This window comes from Pseudomonas sp. RIT-PI-o, assembly GCF_001297215.1.
In the GTDB taxonomy this organism is placed as follows: Bacteria; Pseudomonadota; Gammaproteobacteria; order Pseudomonadales; family Pseudomonadaceae; genus Aquipseudomonas; species Aquipseudomonas moraviensis_A.
Window position 1 is genome coordinate 38,790 of the sequence record NZ_LHPA01000005.1, and the last position, 23,164, is coordinate 61,953.

24 protein-coding genes are annotated in these 23,164 nt (G+C 60.4%); 22 read left to right on the plus strand and 2 right to left on the minus strand.

The window, feature by feature from the left end; all coding sequences use genetic code 11:
* Nucleotides 1-168 precede the first annotated feature (168 nt).
* On the minus strand, nucleotides 169-3,456 hold the full coding sequence (rne, locus tag AEQ63_RS00755; RefSeq protein ID WP_064361455.1) for a ribonuclease E: 3,288 nt from the start codon (nucleotides 3,454-3,456) through the stop codon (nucleotides 169-171).
* 699 nt (nucleotides 3,457-4,155) lie between these two features.
* Between rne and rluC the strand changes: the two genes are divergently transcribed.
* From rluC to sppA, 3 genes are read left to right on the plus strand one after another with little or no spacing between them, the layout of a single operon-like run.
* The gene (rluC, locus tag AEQ63_RS00760) at nucleotides 4,156-5,115 is read left to right on the plus strand and encodes a 23S rRNA pseudouridine(955/2504/2580) synthase RluC (RefSeq protein WP_064361456.1); all 960 of its coding nucleotides are present in this window, start codon (nucleotides 4,156-4,158) and stop codon (nucleotides 5,113-5,115) included.
* The gene (locus tag AEQ63_RS00765) at nucleotides 5,102-5,764 is read left to right on the plus strand and encodes an HAD-IA family hydrolase (RefSeq protein ID WP_064361457.1); all 663 of its coding nucleotides are present in this window, start codon (nucleotides 5,102-5,104) and stop codon (nucleotides 5,762-5,764) included. The genes rluC and AEQ63_RS00765 overlap by 14 nt, the downstream gene beginning before the upstream one ends.
* Before the next feature lie 24 nt (nucleotides 5,765-5,788).
* On the plus strand, nucleotides 5,789-6,778 hold the full coding sequence (gene sppA, locus AEQ63_RS00770) for a signal peptide peptidase SppA (protein WP_042610699.1): 990 nt from the start codon (nucleotides 5,789-5,791) through the stop codon (nucleotides 6,776-6,778).
* 119 nt (nucleotides 6,779-6,897) lie between these two features.
* Here sppA and AEQ63_RS00775 read toward each other — a convergent pair whose 3' ends face one another.
* Nucleotides 6,898-7,476 carry a Maf family protein gene (locus AEQ63_RS00775; protein WP_064361458.1) on the minus strand — a complete coding sequence of 193 codons (579 nt, stop codon included), beginning with the start codon at nucleotides 7,474-7,476 and terminating at the stop codon, nucleotides 6,898-6,900.
* A 105-nt stretch (nucleotides 7,477-7,581) separates the two neighbouring features.
* Here AEQ63_RS00775 and AEQ63_RS00780 point away from each other — a divergent pair, with 105 nt between their 5' ends.
* The 19 genes from AEQ63_RS00780 (at nucleotide 7,582) to AEQ63_RS00870 (ending at nucleotide 23,133) form a co-directional block, all read left to right on the plus strand.
* Entirely contained in the window at nucleotides 7,582-8,109 is a 528-nt protein-coding gene (locus AEQ63_RS00780) for a YceD family protein (RefSeq protein WP_003204262.1), read from the plus strand.
* Nucleotides 8,110-8,122: 13 nt separating this feature from the next.
* On the plus strand, nucleotides 8,123-8,305 hold the full coding sequence (rpmF, locus tag AEQ63_RS00785; RefSeq protein WP_003179396.1) for a 50S ribosomal protein L32: 183 nt from the start codon (nucleotides 8,123-8,125) through the stop codon (nucleotides 8,303-8,305).
* Between the two features lie 4 nt (nucleotides 8,306-8,309).
* Nucleotides 8,310-9,320, plus strand: a complete 1,011-nt coding sequence (gene plsX, locus AEQ63_RS00790; protein WP_082367680.1) for a phosphate acyltransferase PlsX — start codon at nucleotides 8,310-8,312, stop codon at nucleotides 9,318-9,320.
* Between the two features lie 123 nt (nucleotides 9,321-9,443).
* Nucleotides 9,444-10,382 carry an ACP S-malonyltransferase gene (gene fabD, locus AEQ63_RS00795; protein WP_064361460.1) on the plus strand — a complete coding sequence of 313 codons (939 nt, stop codon included), beginning with the start codon at nucleotides 9,444-9,446 and terminating at the stop codon, nucleotides 10,380-10,382.
* Between the two features lie 16 nt (nucleotides 10,383-10,398).
* Entirely contained in the window at nucleotides 10,399-11,142 is a 744-nt protein-coding gene (gene fabG, locus AEQ63_RS00800; RefSeq protein WP_016770989.1) for a 3-oxoacyl-ACP reductase FabG, read from the plus strand.
* A gap of 196 nt (nucleotides 11,143-11,338) precedes the next feature.
* Nucleotides 11,339-11,575, plus strand: a complete 237-nt coding sequence (gene acpP, locus AEQ63_RS00805) for an acyl carrier protein (RefSeq protein WP_003175607.1) — start codon at nucleotides 11,339-11,341, stop codon at nucleotides 11,573-11,575.
* A 108-nt stretch (nucleotides 11,576-11,683) separates the two neighbouring features.
* A complete protein-coding gene (fabF, locus tag AEQ63_RS00810; RefSeq protein ID WP_038860467.1) occupies nucleotides 11,684-12,928 on the plus strand; it encodes a beta-ketoacyl-ACP synthase II in 1,245 nt (414 codons plus the stop codon).
* Nucleotides 12,928-13,743 carry an aminodeoxychorismate lyase gene (pabC, locus tag AEQ63_RS00815; protein WP_064361461.1) on the plus strand — a complete coding sequence of 272 codons (816 nt, stop codon included), beginning with the start codon at nucleotides 12,928-12,930 and terminating at the stop codon, nucleotides 13,741-13,743. Before fabF ends, pabC begins: the two co-directional genes overlap by 1 nt.
* Nucleotides 13,744-13,746: 3 nt before the next feature.
* Entirely contained in the window at nucleotides 13,747-14,940 is a 1,194-nt protein-coding gene (mltG, locus tag AEQ63_RS00820; RefSeq protein ID WP_064361462.1) for an endolytic transglycosylase MltG, read from the plus strand.
* 19 nt (nucleotides 14,941-14,959) lie between these two features.
* The gene (tmk, locus tag AEQ63_RS00825) at nucleotides 14,960-15,592 is read left to right on the plus strand and encodes a dTMP kinase (RefSeq protein WP_042610705.1); all 633 of its coding nucleotides are present in this window, start codon (nucleotides 14,960-14,962) and stop codon (nucleotides 15,590-15,592) included.
* Nucleotides 15,585-16,568 carry a DNA polymerase III subunit delta' gene (locus AEQ63_RS00830; RefSeq protein WP_064361463.1) on the plus strand — a complete coding sequence of 328 codons (984 nt, stop codon included), beginning with the start codon at nucleotides 15,585-15,587 and terminating at the stop codon, nucleotides 16,566-16,568. Before tmk ends, AEQ63_RS00830 begins: the two co-directional genes overlap by 8 nt.
* Nucleotides 16,569-16,610: 42 nt before the next feature.
* Nucleotides 16,611-16,967 (plus strand): PilZ domain-containing protein, encoded by a 357-nt coding sequence (locus AEQ63_RS00835; protein ID WP_016770983.1) that lies wholly within the window; start codon nucleotides 16,611-16,613, stop codon nucleotides 16,965-16,967.
* Nucleotides 16,968-16,982: 15 nt separating this feature from the next.
* A complete protein-coding gene (locus tag AEQ63_RS00840) occupies nucleotides 16,983-17,774 on the plus strand; it encodes a TatD family hydrolase (protein ID WP_042610707.1) in 792 nt (263 codons plus the stop codon).
* Nucleotides 17,775-18,125: 351 nt separating this feature from the next.
* A complete protein-coding gene (locus AEQ63_RS00845; protein ID WP_016770981.1) occupies nucleotides 18,126-18,764 on the plus strand; it encodes a TetR/AcrR family transcriptional regulator in 639 nt (212 codons plus the stop codon).
* Between the two features lie 138 nt (nucleotides 18,765-18,902).
* Nucleotides 18,903-19,871: a GTP 3',8-cyclase MoaA gene (locus AEQ63_RS00850; protein ID WP_041479439.1), complete on the plus strand. Its 969-nt coding sequence runs from the start codon at nucleotides 18,903-18,905 to the stop codon at nucleotides 19,869-19,871.
* Between the two features lie 163 nt (nucleotides 19,872-20,034).
* The gene (locus AEQ63_RS00855) at nucleotides 20,035-20,640 is read left to right on the plus strand and encodes a DUF4823 domain-containing protein (protein WP_042610708.1); all 606 of its coding nucleotides are present in this window, start codon (nucleotides 20,035-20,037) and stop codon (nucleotides 20,638-20,640) included.
* 14 nt (nucleotides 20,641-20,654) lie between these two features.
* Entirely contained in the window at nucleotides 20,655-21,215 is a 561-nt protein-coding gene (locus AEQ63_RS00860; RefSeq protein ID WP_064361464.1) for a DUF1285 domain-containing protein, read from the plus strand.
* Between the two features lie 191 nt (nucleotides 21,216-21,406).
* Nucleotides 21,407-22,123 carry a FadR/GntR family transcriptional regulator gene (locus AEQ63_RS00865; protein WP_039760144.1) on the plus strand — a complete coding sequence of 239 codons (717 nt, stop codon included), beginning with the start codon at nucleotides 21,407-21,409 and terminating at the stop codon, nucleotides 22,121-22,123.
* 134 nt (nucleotides 22,124-22,257) lie between these two features.
* Nucleotides 22,258-23,133 (plus strand): SMP-30/gluconolactonase/LRE family protein, encoded by an 876-nt coding sequence (locus AEQ63_RS00870; protein ID WP_064361465.1) that lies wholly within the window; start codon nucleotides 22,258-22,260, stop codon nucleotides 23,131-23,133.
* Nucleotides 23,134-23,164 lie beyond the last annotated feature (31 nt).

Genomic DNA, 23,164 nt, shown 5'->3' on the forward strand with positions numbered 1-23,164 from the left:
AGTGAGCCTGCTCGCGATAGCGGTCGTTCAGCTAAATGTGTGCTGACTGACACACCGCTATCGCGAGCAGGCTCACTCCTACAATGAACATCGGTGCGGCCTGAATCGCAGTCAATAAAAAGCCCCGCCAGGCTTTCACCTGGCGGGGCTTTTTAATCGCTTCAGGAATTACACGAGTGGTTTAGGCTCGTGCTGTTTTTCCTGGGCTTCTTCGCGCTGCTCGACCGCGTCCTGAACGGAGCGTGGTGCTTCAGCGATCACCGCTTCAACCGATGCTTCTTCAGCGACCGGGGCAGGGGCTGCCTCGACCACTTCAGCCGCAGCGGCTGGTTCGGCAGCCACTGGCGCCGCAGCGGCAGCCAGTTCGGCTTCCTTCTGCAGACGCTCGGCTTCACGCTTGCGACGACGCACTTCACGCGGGTCGTTTGGCGCGCGGCCGTTTGGCGTCAGGGCGCTGACCGGGGCCGGTGCTTCAACTACCGGGGCAGGCGCTTCGACTACGGCTGGTGCTTCTTCAACCTGAGCTTTCGCAACCGGTGCTTCGACAGCTGGTGCTTCAACCACTGGCTCTGGAGCCGGTTCGGCCGCTGCAACTACTGGCTCGGAAACCATGGCCTGCGGCACTTCGACTTCAGCGACTGGCGCTGGCGCTTCGGTGACGGCTGGCTCGGCAACCCAGTTGAACGCAGTCTGCTCTTCGCGAACTTCACGCACGGTTTTGGTCACGTCTTCAGTGACGGTTTCAACCGCTGGCTCAGTGACGGCAGCTGGCGCTTCAACGGTAGCTTCTGGTTCAGCCGCCGCTTCAGCCTGAGGTTGGGCTTCGCGAACCGGGGCCACTTCGATTTCCGGTGCAGCGGTCACTTCCACAGGGGTGGTGGCTTCGACAACCGGCGCTTCGACTGGAGCAGTTTCCAGTGTGGCGGCGGTGGCGCGTTCAGCCTGCTCGTGGGCCTGGGCTTCAGCCGGCGCGCTGATGGTGCTGCTGGCAACGGCGGCGGTGACGGCCAGGCCAGCGGCCAGATCGGCAGTGCTTGGCTCACCAGCGTTTTCAGCGGACTCGGACTCTTCCGAACCTTCGATCACGTTGCCGTTGGCATCACGCTGACGCTCGCGACGGTTGCTGCGACGACGCTGACCACGGGAGCGACGACGTGGACGATCGCCTTCGGCGCTGTCCTGACCGTCTTCCGGCAGTTGCTCTTCGTTATTGGTGTTCACTTCTTCTTCAGCGACGGCAGCAGCGGCTTGTTCGGCGCGCGGTTGACGTTCTTCACGCGGCGGACGCGGAGCGCGTTCCTCGCGTGGCTGACGGGCCGGACGCTCTTCAGCCGACACGGCAGCGGTGGCTGCGGCTGCGACTGGCGCGGCGTCCAGTGGCTCGCGCAGTTCACGTACGCGTTCTTCACGCTCGCCACGCGGCTTGCGATCTTCACGCGGTGCGCGCGGTGCACGTTCTTCACGCGGGGCACGTGGTGCGCGCTCTTCGCGAGCAACCGGTGCTTCGCTGCGAGCTTCACGGGGCTCACGGACTTCACGTGGCTGACGCTCTTCACGCGGTTCGCGCGGCGCACGCTCTTCACGTGGAGCACGTTCTTCGCGCGGCTTGCGTTCTTCATCGCGGCGACCGTTACGGTTGCGGCTCTGCTGACGACCGTTGCGACGCTCTTCGTTACGCGCTGGACGCTCGGTGGCAGCCGGTTTCGCAACGGCGACCGGTGCGGCTGGCTCTTCCTTGGTGGCGAACAGGCTGACCAGCGACTTCACCAGACCTTTGAACAGGCTCGGCTCAGGCGCGGCAACCGGTGCCGGAGCAGGGGCGGCAGGGGCAACTTCCGTCGGCACCGGCGCGTTGGCGCGGGCCGGCGCAGTCTTCACCGCAGCTTCCTGGCGAACCAGGGTACGGGTGGCAGCGGCTGGCTGGACTTCTTCGACTTCGGCAGCTGCCGCAGCGATTTCGTAGCTGGACTGGTTGGTTGCGGCTTCCGGGCTGTCATCACGCAGACGCTGAACTTCGAAGTGCGGCGTTTCGAGGTGATCGTTCGGCAGAATGACGATGCGGGCACGGGTGCGCAGTTCGATCTTGGTGATCGAGTTGCGTTTTTCGTTGAGCAGGAACGCGGCGACCGGGATCGGCACTTGCGCGCGAACTTCGGCGGTGCGGTCCTTCAGGGCTTCTTCTTCGATCAGACGCAGGATGGCCAGCGACAGCGATTCAACGTCACGGATGATGCCGGTGCCGTTGCAACGCGGGCAGACGATGCCACTGCTTTCGCCCAGCGAAGGACGCAGGCGCTGACGGGACATTTCCAGCAGGCCGAAGCGCGAGATGCGACCGATCTGCACGCGGGCGCGGTCGGCTTCCAGGCATTCACGGACTTTTTCTTCCACGGCGCGCTGGTTCTTGGCCGGGGTCATGTCGATGAAGTCGATGACGATCAGGCCGCCGATGTCGCGCAGGCGCAACTGACGGGCGATTTCTTCGGCGGCTTCAAGGTTGGTCTGCAGGGCGGTTTCTTCGATGTCGCTGCCTTTGGTGGCGCGCGCCGAGTTGATGTCGATGGACACCAGGGCTTCGGTCGGATCGATGACGATGGAGCCGCCGGAAGGCAGTTCGACGACGCGCTGGAACGCGGTCTCGATCTGGCTTTCGATCTGGAAACGGTTGAACAGCGGCACGCTGTCTTCGTACAGCTTGATCTTGCTGGCGTACTGCGGCATCACCTGGCGGATGAAGGTCAGGGCTTCGTCCTGGGCTTCAACGCTGTCGATCAGCACTTCGCCGATGTCCTGGCGCAGGTAATCGCGGATGGCGCGGATGATCACGTTGCTTTCCTGGTAGATCAGGAATGGCGCGGAGCGATCCAGCGAAGCCTCTTTGATGGCGGTCCACAGTTGCAGCAGGTAGTCGAGGTCCCACTGCATTTCTTCGCTGCTGCGGCCCAGGCCGGCAGTGCGCACGATCAGACCCATGTCGGCCGGAGCGACCAGACCGTTCAGCGCTTCACGCAGTTCGTTGCGCTCTTCGCCTTCGATGCGACGGGAGATGCCGCCGGCACGCGGGTTGTTCGGCATCAGCACGAGGTAACGACCGGCGAGGCTGATGAAGGTGGTCAGGGCGGCGCCCTTGTTGCCACGTTCTTCTTTCTCGACCTGAACGATGACTTCCTGGCCTTCGCTCAGGACGTCCTTGATGTTGACGCGGCCTTCGGGGGCTTTCTTGAAGTATTCGCGGGAGATTTCTTTGAGGGGCAGGAAGCCGTGGCGCTCGGAGCCGAAATCGACAAAGGCAGCCTCAAGGCTTGGTTCGATGCGAGTGATGCGGCCTTTATAGATGTTGGCCTTCTTCTGCTCGCGTGCACCGGATTCGATGTCCAGGTCGTAGAGGCGCTGGCCATCTACCAGTGCAACACGCAACTCTTCGGGTTGAGTTGCGTTAATCAGCATTCTTTTCATGTAGTACCGTCGGTTTCCGGGCTGCCGGAAACGGCGTTCGGCACACACGACTTCTCACGGTCGGTGTCAGGTGCGTCGGGAGTGGTTGGCCATTCCCGTGTCCAGCGATGTCCGGCCAATTGGGCCGATACCGCGACGTACGCGTCCTGCTTGCTGTGGCTACTTAAGCACTCAGTCAGGAGGAGGAATCAACCAGCGGCTGTGGACGAGATGAAGCGTCTTGATCAAAGCTTGTTGCTACACAGTCCGGCGGTTGTGCATCTCCACCCTACACGTATCCCTGATAATTCGGGTGCTGCCGCGCGCAGAATCCGCAGCGGGTTGGCATTTACCGTGAGCTCCGAAAGGGGAGGTCACGCATCATGGCTAATTCAGGCGATGTTTCCGAAACATTCGCTCGGGGTCATTCGCAGTCGACTGCACTTTGTGAACTGGCCTCGAATGTTGCCTGCCGGGCGAGTGAGAACTCTGCTCGGCGGTGTAATTCAGGCCTCATGTCACCTGCGCTCGTTACAACCGCAAACTCCACCGTTACGTAGCGAAAGCCCCGTAGGACGGCCTCGCGCCCTGGTGAATTGCGTTGGTCAGGGCCGGTCTTTGACCGTGGTTCCGCTGTCCAGGCCGCTTTTGGCGGCGTTCGCGACTATAGCAGCAATGATTAAGTGCTTCAATTCCATAAAAATTGTTATCATCCGCGGCATGACAACTACTGCCCCTTCGACTCCAGGCGTTCAACTGCTTGAAGTCTCGCCGGAGTATGCCGGCCAACGAATCGACAACTTTCTCCTCGCCCGGCTCAAAGGCGTGCCCAAGACCTTGATTTACCGCATTTTGCGCAAAGGCGAAGTGCGCGTGAACAAAGGTCGGATCAAGCCCGAATACAAGCTCCAGGCCGGCGATATCGTGCGCGTGCCGCCGGTTCGCGTGCCTGAGCGCGACGAGCCGGTGCCCCTGGCCCAGGGGCTGCTGCAGCGGCTGGAAGCGTCGATTGTCTACGAAGACAAAGCCCTGATCGTGATCAACAAGCCCGCCGGCATTGCGGTTCACGGCGGCAGCGGGCTGAATTTCGGGGTGATCGAAGCCTTTCGTCAGTTGCGTCCCGATGCCAAGGAGCTGGAACTGGTTCACCGTCTCGACCGTGACACCTCCGGCCTGCTGATGATCGCCAAGAAGCGCAGCATGTTGCGCCACTTGCACGAGCAACTGCGCGGCGATGGCGTCGACAAGCGCTACATGGCACTGGTTCGCGGCAACTGGGCAACGTCGATCAAGCAAGTCCGTGCGCCATTGCTCAAGAGCAATCTGCGTTCCGGCGAGCGCATGGTCGAGGTCAACGATGAAGGCAAGGAAGCTCTGACCGTGTTCAAGGTGCTGCGCCGCTTCGGCGACTTTGCCACCATGGTCGAGGCCAAACCGGTTACCGGGCGTACCCACCAGATTCGTGTGCACACCCTGCACGCCGGGCATTGCATTGCCGGCGACAGCAAGTACGGCGACGACGATTTCACCAGGGAAATCCGCGATCTGGGTGGCAAGCGCTTGTTCCTGCACGCCTACATGCTGACTGTGCCGCTGCCCGATGGCGGCAAGCTGACCCTGCAAGCACCGGTTGACGAAATGTGGGCCAAGACCGTGGAGCGATTGAGTGCGCCCATCTGATTACAAACTGCTGATTTTCGATTGGGACGGCACCCTCGCCGATTCCATTCACCGGATCGTCGAGGCCATACATTCGGCGTCCGGCCGTTCCGGTTTCGAGCTGCGCGATGACTTCGCCGTAAAAGGCATCATCGGCCTCGGATTGCCGGAAGCGATTCGCACCCTGTACCCCGAAATCAGCGACGCAGAACTGCTCGCTTTTCGCGAGTACTACGCCGATCACTACATCGCTGCCGAGGCCGTGCCTTCGCCGCTGTTCGAAGGGGTGGTCGAGTCGATGGCGTCGTTTCGCGAGCAGGGCTATCACCTGGCGGTGGCGACCGGCAAAAACCGGCGCGGACTGGATCGGGTGCTCAAGGCCAATGGCTGGGAAGATTATTTCGATATCACCCGTGCCGCCGATGAAACTGCCAGCAAGCCGCACCCTCTGATGCTTGAGCAGATCGTCAGCCACTGCGGCGTGCGCCCGGAGCAGGCGTTGATGGTCGGTGATTCGTCGTTCGATCTGCTGATGGCGCGCAATGCGGGAATGGATTCGGTGGCGGTCAGTTATGGCGCGCAATCGATCGAGTCCCTGCAACAGTTCGAGCCGCGGCTGTCGATCGACCGTTTTTCTGAATTGCATGCCTGGCTGGGTCAGCGGGCTTAATACGTTTTTGCTGGGGTAGATGGCATGACCGACGAATGGAAAGCACCGGCCAAGGCAAGTGCCGACGACGGTGACGCGAAAAGCTGGAAGCTGTTGGAAAAAACTCTGCTGGCTGGCGTGCAGGAACAACGCCGTTCGCGGCGCTGGGGGATTTTCTTCAAACTGCTGACGTTTGTTTATCTGTTTATTGCGCTGCTGCTCTTCACGCCGCTGATGGACATGGAAAAAAGCGCCACGCGCGGCCCGAACTACACGGCGTTGATCGAGATCGACGGCGTAATCGCCGACAAGGAGCCAGCCAGCGCCGACAATATCGTGGGCAGCCTGCGCGCGGCGTTCGAAGACAAAAAGGTCAAGGGCGTGATCCTGCGCATCAACAGCCCGGGCGGCAGTCCGGTGCAGTCGGGTTATGTCTACGACGAGATCAAGCGTCTGCGTGCTCTGCACCCGGAGATCAAGCTTTACGCAGTGATTTCCGATCTAGGTGCCTCCGGTGCTTACTACATCGCCAGCGCGGCGGACCAGATTTACGCCGACAAGGCCAGTCTGGTGGGTTCGATCGGCGTGACAGCGGCGGGTTACGGTTTCGTCGGCACCATGGAAAAGCTGGGTGTTGAGCGTCGTACCTACACTTCCGGCGAGCACAAGGCGTTTCTCGATCCGTTCCAGCCGCAAAAGCCTGAAGAAACCGCGTTCTGGCAAGGCGTGCTCGACACTACGCACAAGCAGTTCATCAACAGCGTCAAGCAGGGTCGTGGTGAACGCCTGAAAGACAAAGAGCATCCGGAGCTGTTTTCCGGGCTGGTCTGGTCGGGTGAGCAGGCGCTGCCGCTGGGCCTGATCGACGGCCTGGGCAGTGCCAGTTCGGTGGCGCGCGATGTGATTGGCGAGAAGGAACTGGTGGACTTCACTGTGCAGGAGTCGCCGTTTGATCGTTTCTCGAAGAAGCTTGGTGCCAGCGTGGCGGAGCAATTGGCGATGTGGATGGGTTTCCACGGGCCTTCGTTGCGGTAAATTGCCGGTAGATCAAAAGATCGCAGCCTGCGGCAGCTCCTACAGGATTAATGTTCACTCGCTTTTTTTGCGGTGACGCCGATTCTGTAGGAGCTGCCGAAGGCTGCGATCTTTTGCTTTTAAGGGATTTGCACACCTTCGGTCAGCAACATATCGATCAGGCGAATCAGCGGCAGGCCGATCAGGCTGGTGGCGTCCGGACCTTCGGTCGATTGAAACAGGCTTACACCCAAGCCTTCGGCCTTGAAGCTGCCGGCGCAGTCGTACGGCTGCTCAATGCGCAGGTAGCGCTCGATGCGCGCCTGATCCAGCTGACGCATGTGCACGGTGAACGGCACGCAGTCGACCTGGCATTGCCCGGTCTGGCTGTTGAGCAGCGCCAGGCCGGTGAGGAAGGTCACGCTCGCGCCGCTGGCGGCCATCAGCTGATCGCGGGCCTTTTCGAAGGTGTGCGGCTTGCCGATGATCCGTTCGCCGAGGACGGCGACCTGATCCGAGCCAATGATCAGATGAGCAGGGTGGCTGTCCGCCAAGGCCCGGGCTTTTTCCTCGGCAAGACGTTTGACCAGGTCGAGCGCGGACTCGCCCGGGCGATGACTTTCATCGATGTCCGGCGAGCTGCAGACGAACGGCAGGTGCAGGCGGGCGAGCAATTGGCGGCGATAAGTCGAGCTTGAAGCGAGTAATAAAGGCAGCATGGACGTCTCCTGAGGTAGGTGCGGATTCTAGCGGAGGCGCGCAAGTGACGGACAGGGCACAATTTCCTTTGACATGGGTGGGTGCATCCCTATAATGCTGCGCCTATGTTGAATGACCCGATTCCACCTCACGTTGACCCGCGCAAATTGGCTGACCGTGGCACCACCCTTCAAGGTGAGCTGCTGCTGGCCGATTTGAAGAGACTCTGCGACCCGCTTTCCGACGATGTCGGTACGGTGCAGGCCAAATTCGTTTTTGAACGAGATGAACGTAAGTCTGTGGTCATCCACAGCTTTATCGACACCGAAGTCAAAATGGTTTGCCAGCGTTGTCTTGAGCTGGTCACCCTGCCGATCCACAGCGAATGCAGTTACGCGGTGGTGAAGGAGGGTGCGAATACCCAGTCGTTGCCGAAAGGTTATGACGTGCTGGAACTGGGCGAAGATCCATTGGATCTGCAGTCACTGATCGAGGAGGAGCTTCTGCTCGCCTTGCCCATTGTGCCTGCTCATCATCCGGAAGAATGCCAGCAGCCGGCGGGAGCAGATGAGCCCGAACCGAGCGAGGACGAGGTAACGCGGTCCAACCCGTTCAGTGTATTGGCGCAGTTAAAGCGTGACCCAAACGTTTAGGAGTTAATCAATTATGGCTGTTCAGCAGAACAAAAAATCCCGCTCTGCCCGTGACATGCGCCGTTCGCACGACGCTCTCGAGGCTAGCACCCTGTCTGTAGAAAAAACCACCGGTGAAGTTCACCTGCGTCACCACGTATCGCCAGAAGGCGTATACCGTGGCCGTAAAGTGATCGACAAGGGCGCTGACGAGTAATCACTTGTCCGCTCAAGTCATCGCGATTGACGCAATGGGCGGGGACTTCGGTCCCCGCAGCATTGTTCAGGCCAGTCTCGCTTGCCTGTCTGCTACGCCCTCGTTGCACCTGATCCTCGTCGGTCAATCCTCCCTTCTTGAAGAACTGATCCACGGCCAATCGGCTGCCGATCGCGCGCGCCTGACGATTGTTCCGGCCAGCGAAGTCATCACCATGGACGAAAAACCTGCTCAGGCCCTGCGTGGCAAGCCGGATTCGTCGATGCGTGTCGCCCTCGAATTGCTCCGCGATGGCAAGGTGCAGGCCTGTGTCAGTGCCGGCAATACCGGGGCGTTGATGGCGTTGTCGCGTTTTGTCCTGAAGACGCTGCCCGGCATTGATCGTCCGGCCATGGTGGCGGCGATTCCGACGCAGACCGGTTATTGCCAGTTGCTCGATCTTGGCGCCAACGTCGATTGCAGTGCCGAGCACTTGTTGCAGTTCGCTGTGATGGGTTCGGTGGCTGCGCAGACCTTGGGGATTGCCCGTCCGCGTGTGGCGTTGCTGAACATCGGCACCGAAGACATCAAGGGCAATCAGCAGGTCAAACTGGCCGCAACGCTGTTGCAGGCGGCGCGCGGGATCAACTACATCGGCTTCATCGAAGGCGACGGCTTGTATCGCGGTGAGGCCGATGTGGTGGTCTGTGACGGTTTCGTCGGCAATATTCTGCTCAAATCCAGCGAGGGGCTGGCGACGATGATTGCGGCGCGCATCGAGGCTCTGTTCAAGAAAAACCTGGCTTCTCGCGCTGTAGGTGCGCTCGCGATGCCGTTGATGAAGCGTCTGCAGGCCGATCTGGCCCCGGCGCGACATAATGGCGCAAGCTTTCTCGGCTTGCAGGGCATCGTCGTGAAAAGTCACGGATCGGCCGGGGTGCAGGGCTTTCAGAGTGCGATTCAGCGGGCGCTGATCGAGATTCAGGAGAACCTGCCCGAGCGCCTCCACGGTCGTCTGGAGGATCTGTTGTCTTAGGCGTTTTCGTCGGACAATGCTTAAATGTGACCGCCCGGTTCAAAGGGCCATCCAAACTGTCAGTTTCTCCCGTCCCGAGCGGGACGTTATTTTCCGACGACAAGATCATTAGGGGCTTGTTACATGTCTGCTTCCCTCGCATTCGTCTTTCCAGGACAGGGTTCGCAGTCCCTCGGCATGCTGGCCGAGCTGGGCGCGCAACATCCGCTGATCCTCGAAACATTCCAAGAAGCCTCTGCTGCGCTGGGCTATGACCTGTGGGCATTGACCCAGCAGGGCCCGGAAGCGCTGCTCAATCAAACTGATAAAACCCAGCCGGCCATTCTGACCGCATCGATCGCCCTGTGGCGTCTGTGGCTGGCTGAAGGTGGCGCGCGTCCGGCATTCGTCGCCGGTCATAGCCTGGGTGAATACAGCGCCTTGGTCGCCGCCGGCAGCCTGAGCCTGGCTGACGCGGTCAAGCTCGTGGAGCGCCGTGGCCAGTTGATGCAGGAAGCGGTGCCGGCCGGGCAGGGCGGCATGGCCGCGATTCTCGGTCTGGAAGATGCCGATGTGCTGGCAGCCTGCGCCGAAGCGGCGCAAGGCGAAGTCGTCAGCGCGGTGAACTTCAACTCGCCAGGCCAAGTGGTGATCGCCGGCGCCAAGGCAGCCGTCGAGCGCGCCATCGAAGGCTGCAAGGCCCGTGGTGCCAAACGCGCCATGCCGTTGCCGGTGAGCGTGCCATCGCACTGTGAACTGATGCGTCCGGCTGCCGAGCGCTTCGCTGAGTCGATCGCTGCCATCGACTGGCAGGCGCCGCAGATCCCGGTCGTCCAGAACGTCAGCGCACAAGTGCCGGCCGATCTGGAAACCCTCAAGCGTGATCTGTTGGAACAACTCTACAAGCCAGTGCGCTGGGTTGAATCGGTGCAGACCCTGGCGGGCAAGGGCGCCACGAATCTGGTCGAATGCGGCCCGGGCAAAGTCCTGGCCGGCCTGAACAAACGTTGCGCCGAAGGCGTTTCGACTTCCAATCTCAATACCCCAGACGCCTTCGCTGCCGCTCGTGCAGCGCAGGCCTGAATCAGGAGAAACTTGCATGAGTCTGCAAGGTAAAGTTGCACTGGTCACCGGTGCAAGCCGCGGTATCGGCCAGGCCATCGCACTGGAACTGGGTCGTCAGGGCGCCATCGTTGTTGGCACCGCGACCTCCGCGTCGGGCGCCGAGCGCATTGCTGCGACCCTGAAGGAAAACGGCATTCAGGGTGCCGGTTTCGAACTCAACGTCACCAGCGACGAGTCGGTCAGCGCCGTGCTGGCGGGCATTCAGGAGCAGTTCGGTGCGCCGGTGGCGATTCTGGTCAATAATGCCGGTATCACCCGCGATAACCTGATGATGCGCATGAAAGATGACGAATGGTACGACGTGATCGATACCAACCTGAACAGTCTGTATCGCCTGTCCAAGGGCGTTCTGCGCGGCATGACCAAGGCACGTTGGGGTCGAATTATCAGTATTGGCTCGGTGGTGGGTGCCATGGGCAACGCCGGCCAAGTAAACTATGCAGCCGCCAAGGCCGGTCTGGAAGGTTTCAGCCGGGCGATGGCGCGTGAAGTCGGTTCGCGTTCGATTACGGTCAACTCGGTAACCCCAGGGTTCATCGACACCGATATGACCCGCGAGCTGCCTGAAGCACAGCGTGAAGCCTTGCAGACGCAGATTCCGCTGGGTCGTCTGGGACAAGCTCAAGAGATCGCGTCCGTGGTCGCTTTTCTTGCATCCGACGGTGCGGCATACGTTACCGGGGCTACAATCCCGGTGAACGGTGGGATGTACATGTAAGTAAAATGTGACGGATTGCTTCAAAAAAATGTCATACGAGCTGTCTAAAATCCGTTATAAAGCTGCAATCTATTTATAGGCAGAGGGCCGCAGGGTTTGAGGAGTGAAGCTTTCAGTTGAAAAGCTGAAAAGTCTTTCTATACACTTACCCACTGGCCAGCTGCCTGAATTTGTCCATTAGGAGTGAAAACAAGGTATGAGCACCATCGAAGAGCGCGTCAAGAAAATCGTTGCCGAGCAACTGGGTGTTAAAGAAGAAGAAGTGGTCAACACCGCTTCCTTCGTAGAAGACCTGGGTGCCGACTCCCTTGACACCGTTGAGCTGGTGATGGCTCTGGAAGAGGAATTCGAGACCGAAATCCCTGACGAAGAAGCTGAAAAGATCACTACTGTACAAGCTGCAATCGACTACGTTACCAGCCACCAGGCGTAATAGTTTGTAATCGTTGCTTGCTGTCATGGAAAAACCGCACTGCCATCATGGCGTGCGGTTTTTTCTTTAGGCCTGATGCAAAGTCGTCATTTGAAAAAGGAGAGTGCTGTGTCGCGTAGACGCGTCGTAGTCACCGGTATGGGTATGTTGTCGCCACTGGGCACGGATGTGCCGAGCAGTTGGCAGGGCATTCTGGCTGGCCGCAGTGGCATTGGTCTGATCGAACACACCGACCTTTCTGCCTATTCGACCCGCTTTGGCGGTTCGGTCAAAGGCTTCAATGTCGAGGAGTACCTGTCGGTCAAGGAAGCGCGCAAGCTCGACCTGTTCATTCAGTACGGCCTCGCCGCAGGTTTTCAAGCCGTGCGCAACGCCGGTCTGGAAGTCACCGACGCCAACCGTGAGCGCATTGGCGTGGCCATGGGTTCGGGTATCGGCGGTCTGACCAACATCGAAGAAACCAGTCGCACCCTGCACGAGACCGGTCCTCGGCGAATCTCGCCATTCTTTGTGCCTGGCTCGATCATCAATATGATTTCCGGTTTCCTGTCGATCCATCTGGGCGCACAGGGACCCAACTACGCTATCGCCACCGCGTGCACCACCGGTACGCACTGTATCGGCATGGCCGCGCGCAACATCATGTATGACGAAGCCGACGTGATGATTGCCGGCGGTGCGGAAATGGCCGCTTGCGGCCTGGGCATGGGCGGCTTCGGCGCGTCCCGTGCGCTGTCGACCCGCAACGACGAGCCGACCCGCGCCAGTCGTCCATGGGACAAGGGCCGTGATGGCTTCGTCCTGTCCGACGGCGCCGGTGCGCTGGTTCTTGAAGAACTCGAACACGCCAAGGCGCGCGGCGCGACGATCTACGCCGAGCTGATCGGTTTCGGCACCAGTGGCGATGCGTTCCACATGACCTCGCCACCCGCCGACGGCGCCGGTGCCGCGCGCTGCATCACCAATGCCCTGCGCGATGCGAAGATCAATGTCGATCAAGTGCAGTACATCAACGCTCACGGCACTTCGACCCCGGCCGGCGACCTTGCCGAAGCCAACGCGATCAAGTCGGTGTTCGGCGATCACGCCTACAAGCTGGCGGTCAGCTCGACCAAGTCGATGACCGGTCACCTGCTGGGTGCAGCGGGCGCCGTCGAGGCGATCTTCAGCGTGCTGGCAATCAACAGCCAGGTGGCACCGCCCACCATCAACCTCGATGAGCCGGACGAAGGCTGCGATCTCGATTTCGTCGCGCACACTGCGCGCAACATGGATATCGATGTCGTGCTGTCCAACTCCTTCGGTTTTGGCGGCACCAACGGCACTCTGGCGTTCCGCCGGTTCGCGGGCTGATGGAGAGCTGGGTCGACGGTCAACCGGCTGACGCGCTGTCGCTGAAAGATCGCGGCCTGGCTTACGGCGATGGTCTGTTCGAGACCATTGCTGTGCGCAGTGGTCGGCCGATCCTGCTGGATCGGCACCTGACGCGTCTGGCCGAGGGCTGTATGCGTCTGGCCATCTCTACCGATATCGAGCTGATTCGCCACGAGCTGCTGAGCTATGCGACAGCGATGGGCGAGGGCGTGCTCAAGCTCATCCTCACTCGCGGTGACGGTCTGCGCGGTTATGCACCCGACCCTGCGGCGCAGGGCCGACGCATTCTGCAAGGCAATCCGCCGGCGGCTTATCCCGCTGCCCATGCCGAACACGGCATCCGCCTGTTTCCCTGCAACACCCGCTTGTCCACGCAGCCTTTGTTGGCCGGACTCAAACATCTGAATCGACTCGAACAGGTGCTTGCCCGCGCCGAGTGGCAGGACAGCGAGCATGCCGAAGGCTTGATGCTCGATCAGGCCGGGCGCGTCGTCGAAGGCGTGTTCAGCAATATTTTCCTGGTGCGCGACGGTGGTCTGATCACGCCCGACTTGAAGCGCTGCGGCGTCGCTGGTGTGATGCGCGGGGAAATATTGTTTCAGGCCGAGTCACTGGCCATCCCTGCGCAAATCGCCGATATCAGCCTCGATCACCTGCAATGGGCTGATGAAGTGTTTGTCTGCAACAGCGTTTATGGCGTCTGGCCGGTACGCGCCTGTGCTGCACTGAGCTGGCCGGTTGGCCCGCTCACCCGTAAACTGCAAACCATTGCCCGCGCGCTACTGGATGCTTGATACGTGAGACGTAAACTTTTGCTGCTGCTGGAAACCGGACTGGTTCTGGCAGGGCTGCTGTTGGGCGCCAGCGCCTGGAAAATTCATTCGGCACTGGAACAGCCCCTGAACATCCCGCAGGAGCAACTGCTGGATGTGCCGAAAGGCTCCACTCCGACCCGTACCTTCCTTGAACTCGAGACCGATGGCGTCATCAAGGACGCGTTCTGGCTGCGCGTCTACTGGCGCTTCAACCTCGCCGGCACGCCGATTCACAGCGGCGAGTACCGCATGCAGCCGGGCATGACCGTCAACGGTCTGATCGATTCGTGGAAGCGCGGCGACGTGGTTCAGTACAGCCTGACCCTGGTCGAAGGCTGGACTTTCCATCAAGTGCGCGCCGCCCTGGCCAAGGACGACAAGCTTGAGCAGACCCTCAACGGTCTGAGCGACGGCGACGTCATGGCCAGGATTGGCCACAAGGGCTTGTTCCCTGAAGGCCGGTTCTTCCCGGACACCTATCGGTTCGTGCGCGGCATGTCCGATGCCGAGCTGCTGAAGAAGGCCTTTGACCGCCTCGACGAAGTGCTTGCCAAAGAGTGGGCGCAGCGTTCCGCCGATGTGCCTTACACCGAACCCTATCAAGCGCTGATCATGGCTTCACTGGTCGAGAAGGAAACCGGCGTACCGCAGGAACGCGGCCAGATTGCCGGCGTCTTTGTGCGGCGGATGGCGCTGGGCATGCAGTTGCAGACCGACCCGACGGTGATTTATGGCCTCGGTGATCGCTACACCGGCAAACTGACCCGCGCGCATTTGAAAGAGCCGACGCCTTACAACACGTACGTGATTCCCGGCTTGCCGCCGACGCCGATTGCGATGGTCGGACGCGAAGCGATTCACGCTGCGCTCAATCCGGTAGAAGGCAGCAGCCTGTATTTCGTCGCCCGTGGCGATGGCAGCCATGTGTTTTCCGATGATCTGGATGCGCACAACAACGCAGTGCGCGAGTACCAGCTCAAACGCCGTGCCGATTACCGTTCCAGCCCGGCGCCAGTGAACGCGCCGGAAACGGCGCCGACCACCGATGAGGCGATTCCGGCCGCTTCGCCGAACACCGCGCCCGAGGCACTGCCCGAAGTGCCATCGAAAGCGCCGCCGCAAGATCCGGCGCCAGCCCAAGAACCGGACGCCGCTGCATCGCAGAACGCGCAATGACTTTGATGAAGGACTGCCTGTGACTGGCTTGTTTATTACCCTGGAAGGCCCGGAAGGCGCGGGCAAGAGCACCAATCGCGAATACCTCGCCGAGCGCCTGCGCGCCGCCGGTATCGAAGTGGTGCTCACCCGTGAGCCGGGTGGCACGCCACTGGCCGAGCGGATTCGCGAGGTGTTGCTGACACCGGCCGACGAAGTGATGCACCCGGACGCCGAGTTGTTGCTGGTATTCGCCGCTCGCGCGCAGCATCTGGCAGAGGTGATTCGCCCGGCGCTGGCCCGTGGCGCCGTGGTGCTGTGTGATCGCTTCACCGATTCGACGTACGCCTATCAGGGCGGCGGTCGGGGTTTGTCGCTGGAGCGCATCGCCACTCTGGAGACTTTCGTGCAGGGCGACTTGCGTCCCGATCTGACGCTGATTTTCGATCTGCCCGTGGAAATCGGTCTGGCCCGTGCCAGTGCCCGTGGTCGACTGGACCGTTTCGAACTGGAAGGGCGGGCGTTTTTCGAAAGCGTGCGCAATGCGTTCCTGAAACGCGCCGAAGCCGACCCTTCGCGCTATGTGCGCATCGATGCCGGTCAGCCATTGGCCAAGGTCCAGCAATCGCTGGACACCTTGCTGCCGAATCTGCTGGAGCTGGCCCGTGGCTGAGGCCTATCCATGGCAGGACAACCTCTGGCAGCAATTGGCCGGACGAAGTCAGCACGCCCACGCGTATCTGCTGCACGGCCCTGCCGGGATCGGCAAACGTGCGCTTGCCGAACGTTTGATGGCCAGCCTGCTGTGCCAGCGGCCAACCCCCGAGGCCTGTGGCGAGTGCAAATCCTGCCTGCTGCTCAAGGCCGGCAGTCACCCGGACAATTACATTCTGGAGCCGGAAGAAGCGGACAAGGCGATCAAGGTCGATCAGGTTCGTGATCTGGTCAGTTTCGTCGTGCAGACCGCGCAGCTCGGCGGGCGCAAAGTGGTGCTGATCGAGCCGGTCGAGTCGATGAACATCAACGCTGCCAACGCCTTGCTGAAAAGCCTCGAAGAGCCCTCAGGGGATACCGTGCTGCTGTTGGTCAGCCATCAGCCGAGCCGTTTGTTGCCGACCATCAAGAGCCGTTGCGTGCAGCAGGCCTGCCCGCTGCCGGGCGAGGCGATGAGCCTGGAGTGGCTGGCTCAGGCGCTGCCGGATTGCGCCGAAGAAGAACGCGTCGAACTGCTGACCCTCGCCGCCGGCTCGCCGCTGATGGCGGTCAGCCTGCAAGCCCAGGGCGTGCGTGAACAGCGCGCGCTAGTGGTCGAAGGCGTGAAGAAGTTGCTCAAAGGGCAGCAATCGCCGACGCAGCTGGCGGAAGAGTGGAAAAGCATTCCGATGCTGCGTCTGTTCGACTGGTTCTGCGACTGGTCGAGCCTGATCCTGCGCTATCAGTTGACCCAGGACGAAGCCGGCCTTGGCCTGGCCGATATGCGCAAGGTTGTGCAATATCTGGCGCAGAAAAGCGCGCAGGGCAAAGTGCTGGAGATTCAGGACTGGATTCTCGCCCAACGGCAGAAAGTCCTGAGCAAGGCCAACCTCAATCCGGCGCTGTTGCTGGAAGCGTTGTTGGTGCAATGGGTGGGATTGCCTGGTCAAAGATAAGAATGTGTACCTAGACTCTGAAGATCAGCAGTGGAGGTGAACATGATTGAACCTGTCAGCCCGGGGCCGCGTAACGGCATCCTGTCCCTGACCATCAAGGACAAGTCGGTGCTTTACGCCGCGTATATGCCGTTCATCAAGAACGGTGGTCTGTTCATCCCGACCAACAAAAGCTACAGGTTGGGCGACGAGGTGTTCATGCTTTTGCACCTGATGGATGAAGCGGAAAAGATTCCGGTCGCCGGCAAAGTCGCCTGGATCACTCCCAAAGGCGCACAAGGCAATCGCGCCGCCGGCGTCGGCGTGCAATTCAACGACGGTGACGACACCGCGCGCAGTCGCATCGAAACTCATCTGGCCGGAGCGCTGAAATCCGACCGTCCCACTCATACGATGTAAGTTGCAGTCCTTTTTATGCTCGTAGATTCCCATTGTCACCTTGATCGCCTCGACCTCGCCGCCCATGACGGCTCGCTGGATGCCGCACTTGCTGCGGCCCGTGAGCGCGGGGTCGGACATTTTCTGTGCATCGGCGTCAGTGCCGACAACGCCGCCGACGTCAAAGCCCTCGCCGAGCGTTATGCCGACGTCGACTGCTCGGTGGGCGTGCATCCGCTGGATGTGCAGCCGGGCGCGGCACCGGCGCTTGACTGGTTGTTGCACGAACTCAACCACCCGAAAGTGGTGGCAATCGGCGAGACCGGCCTCGACTATCACTACGAGCCGGAAGCCGCCGAATTGCAGCAGGAGTCGTTTCGCCTGCATCTGCAGGCGGCGCAGCAGACCGGTAAGCCGGTGATCATCCACACTCGCGGCGCGCGTGCCGACACCCTCCAACTGCTGCGCGAAGCGGCGTTGCCCCAGGCCGGCGTGTTGCATTGCTTCACCGAAGACTGGGACATGGCCAAAGCGGCGCTGGACATGGGCTATTACATTTCCCTGTCAGGCATCGTTACGTTCCGCAACGCCGACGCGCTGCGCGATGTGGCGAGCAAAGTGCCGGCCGATCGCCTGCTGGTGGAAACCGATTCGCCGTATCTGGCGCCGATTCCTTATCGTGGCAAGCCGAACCTGCCGCAGTACGTGCGCGAAGTGGCGGAGTTTCTGGCGATGCTGCGTGGTGAGAACTACGAGCGCTTTGCCGAGCAGACCACAGAAAATTTCAAGCGTCTGTTCCCGCTGGCGAGTGTTAAATCTGCCCTGTGACGGCTGACCAAATCGCAGGCAAAAAAAACCCGGGTTCTGGGGGGTGAATCCGGGTTAAGACCATTAGGAGTAAAACAAAGGCACGCGGTCCGTTGGTACCTTTACCGGCGCGACACTTGGGGGAGATGTCGGCCGACAGTTCAAGTATTGATCAGTCTGGCGTTCAGTCCAGTGAGCCGGTCGGGGTTTTTAAACAAATTTGGAATACGTTTGCTTCAGTTGAGTTCTCATTGCGCTCAAATCGTTCTCGAAATGAACAAGAAACACAGATTTGGTCGATGAACCGTGCTTTTTTGTGCAAGTTAGGCATAATACGCGGCTTCGAATTTTGACCCTTCAGACCTTTTTCTTATGCATAAAGAACCTCGTAAGGTCCGTGAATTTCGTCGCCGCGAGCAGGAAATTCTCGATACCGCGCTCAAGCTGTTCCTCGACCAGGGTGAAGACAGTGTCACCGTCGAGATGATTGCTGATGCCGTGGGTATCGGCAAAGGCACGATCTACAAGCACTTCAAATCCAAGGCCGAGATCTACTTGCGCCTGATGCTCGATTACGAGCGCGATCTGAACGAGCTGCTGCATTCGGCCGATGTCGACAAGGACAAGGAAGCGCTGTCCCGCGCCTACTTCGAATTCCGCATGCGCGACCCGCAGCGCTATCGCCTGTTTGACCGCCTCGAAGAGAAAGTGGTCAAGGGCAATCAGGTGCCGGAGATGGTCGAGGAACTGCACAAGATCCGTGCCTCGAACTTCGAACGCCTGACCCTGCTGATCAAGGGTCGCATCAGCGAAGGCAAGCTCGAAGACGTGCCGCCGTACTTCCACTACTGCGCATCCTGGGCGTTGGTACACGGCGCGGTGGCGCTGTATCACTCGCCGTTCTGGAGCAATGTGCTGGAAGATCAGGAAGGCTTCTTCCAGTTCCTGATGGACATCGGCGTGCGCATGGGCAACAAGCGCAAGCGCGACCCGGAAACGCCGAGCACTTGAGCCATTCAGCGATCTGATTGCGCCATGTTTTCGCTACATGGCGCAGTAGCGCAGGAATATACTCAGGCATAGGGCTTGCTAAAACCTGATTTCTCAGTCAAGTTTTGCGCGCTCGACTTTCTTTCGCCGGAGTGTTTCATGATCGTTGACCGTCAAGGCAGGCGTTTTCGCAATCTGCGCATCAGCCTGACCTCTGCCTGCAACTACGCCTGTACCTACTGCGTGCCCAACGGCAAGCGGCTGGTGGCTGCGCAGGACGAGCTGTCGGCCGAAGCCATGGCGCGGGGCGTCGAATACCTGATCGAGGCGGCCGGCATCGAGCGCCTGCGCATCACTGGCGGCGAGCCGCTGGTCAGCCCCAAACTCGAATCGTTCATGACTGCCGTCGGCCAGATGGGCCTCGACGACATCAGCCTGACCACCAACGGTCAACTTCTTGCGAAAAAACTGCCGCTGCTGGTGGATGCCGGTCTGCGTCGAATCAACGTTTCCCTCGATACTCTTGATGCCGCTGCTTTTCGCAGCATCGCTCGTGGCGGCGATCTGGCCAGCGTGCTCGACGGCATGGATCAGGCTGCCGCTGCCGGGATGAAGATCAAGGTCAACATGGTGCCGTTGCGCGGGCAGAACCTCGACCAGGTCATGCCGCTGCTCGATTACTGCCTGGAACGCGGTTTTGAACTGCGTTTCATCGAGTTGATGCGCATGGGCCATCTGGCCAAAGACTCGAACGCCTTCCTGCAGCAGTTCGTCAGCCTTGAGCAGTTGCTCGGTCTGATCGGCGAACGTTATGAATACGCTCAGACCGACGCGCCTGTGGATGCCACGGCCGTACGCTACGCGATTCCCGGTCGCGGCACCTTCGGCGTGATCGCCAATGAAAGCGTGCCGTTCTGCCGCACCTGTTCGCGCTTGCGCCTGTCGTCGACCGGTTGGCTGCATGGCTGCCTGTCGTCGAGCAACCGTCACTACGTCGGCGATTTGCTCGACAAACCGCGGCATCAGGCGTTGCCGGCGCTGCAGCGTTTGCTGGTCAAGGCGTTGGGTGACAAGCAGGAGGTGGCGTTCTCTGGCGGCGCTACGGTCATGAAGATTATTGGCGGCTGATCGATCGCTCGCGAACAAGCTCGCTCCCACCTTGAAAATGCATTTCCCTGTGGGAGCGAGCCTGCTCGCGAATGCCTCTGTCACTGAATTCGCCGAGCTGGCGCAAAAGCTGCATCCAACGGCCATTCGCCGGTTTTCCGACACCGGCTTCTGGAGGAATAGGATGCGTAGCCTGGTTTTGCTGCTGGCCGTTTTGGCGCTTGGCGGCTGCATGAATGTCAGCGACATGGCCGAAGGCACTCGCTATCACATGAGCGATGCGGGACTTCTGGACCATAGCGACAGCCGCCGGGTGAACAATATCCGCATTCAGCCGGACTCGTTCATCTTCATCGCCCAGGGCGCATTCGCGCCGCCGGGTGGTTCCTATCCACGGCCGAATGTGGTCGCCGAAGAAGCCTTCAAGGGCTTCGTCGAATACTTCCCGATGGTCCGCCGCGCCCGTGCGCCGGAAGGCCTCGACCAGGCCATGGGCGAAGCCCGCGACGCCGGCGCGCATTACCTGCTCTACACACGTTTCGCCAAGGCAGACGACCGCATCGGCAACTCCGACGAGTGGCTGGATCAGGAAGCGGTGGATCGCCTCGGTATCGACGGCGGCGTGATTCAGATCATGTTGATCGAGACCAGCACCCAGTATTTGATTGATACTGCACGGATCAAGAGTCGTGGCGGTTTACTGACGTTCCATGACTCCAAACCCGAAGACCTCATCGGTCCGCCGCTGGCGCAGTACGCACGCCGCCTGCTGGGGATCGGCGACCAGTAATCAAGGAGTACGCCATGAGTGACCCGCAAACAGCCAATGACCTGCTGGGACAGATTCCCAAGACCAAAGGCCTGCCACCGGTGCATTTGTGGAACCCGGATTTCTGCGGCGACATCGACATGCGCATCGCCCGCGACGGCACCTGGTATTACCTGGGCACGCCGATCGGGCGCAAGCCGATGGTCAAACTGTTCTCCACCATCATCCGCCGCGACGGCGATGATTATTTCCTGATCACCCCGGTCGAGAAGGTCGGGATCAAGGTCGATGACGCGCCGTTCGTGGCGGTTGCCGGGGGAGGGGAGGGGGGGGGGGAGGCGCAGCTTTTTGGCTTCACTACCAATGTCGAGGAAACCACCGAGGCGGGACCCGAGCATCCGATTCGCGTCGAGATTGATCCTGAGACCCAGGAGCCTGCGCCTTATGTGCATGTGCGCAGCAATCTGGAAGCGCTGATTCACCGCAATGTGTTCTATCAGTTGGTGGAACTGGCGGTGAGCCGCGAGATTGATGGCCAGCGCTGGCTCGGCGTGTGGAGTGGCGGCGAGTTCTTTTGCATCGGTCTCGAACCCTGAATAAATCCCCTGTAGGAGTGAGCCTGCTCGCGATGGCGGTATGACGGTCGATATTTGCATTGACTGGTACACCGCTATCGCGAGCAGGCTCACTCCTACATCTGTTTCGTGTTCCAGCGGAAAATCCCGGTTGACTGTTATTCGTATGATGATTAGCGTAGTCACCCATCGCGATTCGCCTTGAGGTGTCCATGTCCAGCAGCTTTCATGCGTCGACCGTTGACTGGCTGGGCAGCTGGATTGCCGCTGGCCAGGTCAAACCTGGGCAGACCATCAAGGTCGAAGCGGATTTGGGCGAGCAACTCGGTGTCAGCCGCACGGTGATTCGCGAAGCGATCAAAACCCTCGTCGCCAAAGGCATGCTTGAAGTCGGGCCGAAAGTCGGCACGCGGGTATTGCCGGTGCGGCGCTGGAATCTGTTCGATCCGCAAGTGGTGGGTTGGCTGTCGCGCAATGGCTTGCCGGAAAATTTCGTCGATGACTTGCTGGATTTGCGCCGCACCATTGAGCCGATGGCGGTGCGCTGGGCCTGTGAACGGGCGACCCCGGAGCAGATCGAAGCGGTGCAACTGGCCTTCAATGCGCTGGAGCGTGCGGTCGACAGTGGCATCGATTACAACCGCGCCGACCAGGCTTTCCACGAATGCATCCTGGCCGCCAGCCATAATCAGTTCATCGAACAAATGGTCCCGGCCCTCGGCGCGTTGCTGGCGGTGTCGTTCGAAGTCTCCGCCGCCGACCCCGATGAACTGCGCCGCACCTTGCCGATCCATAAAGACATGGCCGACGCCATCGCCGCACGGGATTCGACCCGTGGCGTGTGGGCGTGCATGACCTTGATCGACAATGCCGATCTGGCGATAAAACGCTTTTACCCGAAAGTCATGGCCGACCGAAAAGCCAGCTGAACACCGAGATCCCCTGTAGGAGTGAGCCTGCTCGCGATAGCGGTGGTTCACTACCAATGATGTCGACTGATACACCGCTATCGCGAGCAGGCTCACTCCTACAATGCGAATAACAAGAACATGAAGGATTCCAGATGACCTGCACCGCCCTGACCCAACACCGCGCGCTACTCGGCGAAGGCCCGTTCTGGGATGCGCCGACCCAGGCGTTGTACTGGGTCGACATCGCTGGCAAACAAGCATTGCGCCTGATTGGCCAGAACGTGCAGATCTGGCAAATGCCTGAGCACATCTCCGCCTTCATTCCCTGCGCCAGCGGCGATGCGCTGGTCACGTTGAGCAGCGGTGTCTATCGACTGGATCTCGAATCTCCCGGGCTCGAGCCACGCTTGACCCTGTTCTGCGTTGCCGACCCGCAACCGGGCAATCGGCCCAACGAAGCCCGCTGTGATGCGCTGGGCCGCTTGTGGCTCGGCACCATGCAGAACAACATCGGCGAGCACGGCGAGGATCTGCCGATCGTGCGGCGTTCCGGTGGCCTGTTCCGCGTCGATCCCGATCAGCGCGTCACGCCACTGCTGCTCGGTCTGGGCATTCCCAACACCCTGCTGTGGAGCGACGACGGCACCACGCTGCTGTTCGGCGAAAGTCTCGACAGCACGCTCAATCGATATTTCATCCGCACCGATGGCAGTCTCGATGCGCCGCAGGTTTTCTACTCATCCGATCAGCACGGCGGCCCCGACGGCTCGGCCATGGATGCCGAAGGCTATGTGTGGAATGCGCGCTGGGACGGCAGTTGCCTGTTGCGCCTGGCGCCGGGCGGGCAGGTGGATCGCAGAATCGACCTGCCGGTCAGTCGCCCGACCAGTTGCGTATTCGGTGGTGAAGACCTGAGAACCTTGTACATCACCAGTGCAAAAAGTCCGCTCAATCATCCACTCGATGGTGCGGTGCTGAGCATGCGCGTCGATGTTGCAGGAAAACTCTGTACGCGTTTTGCCGGTTAAATCCCAAAATATGGGATGCAAAATTATATAT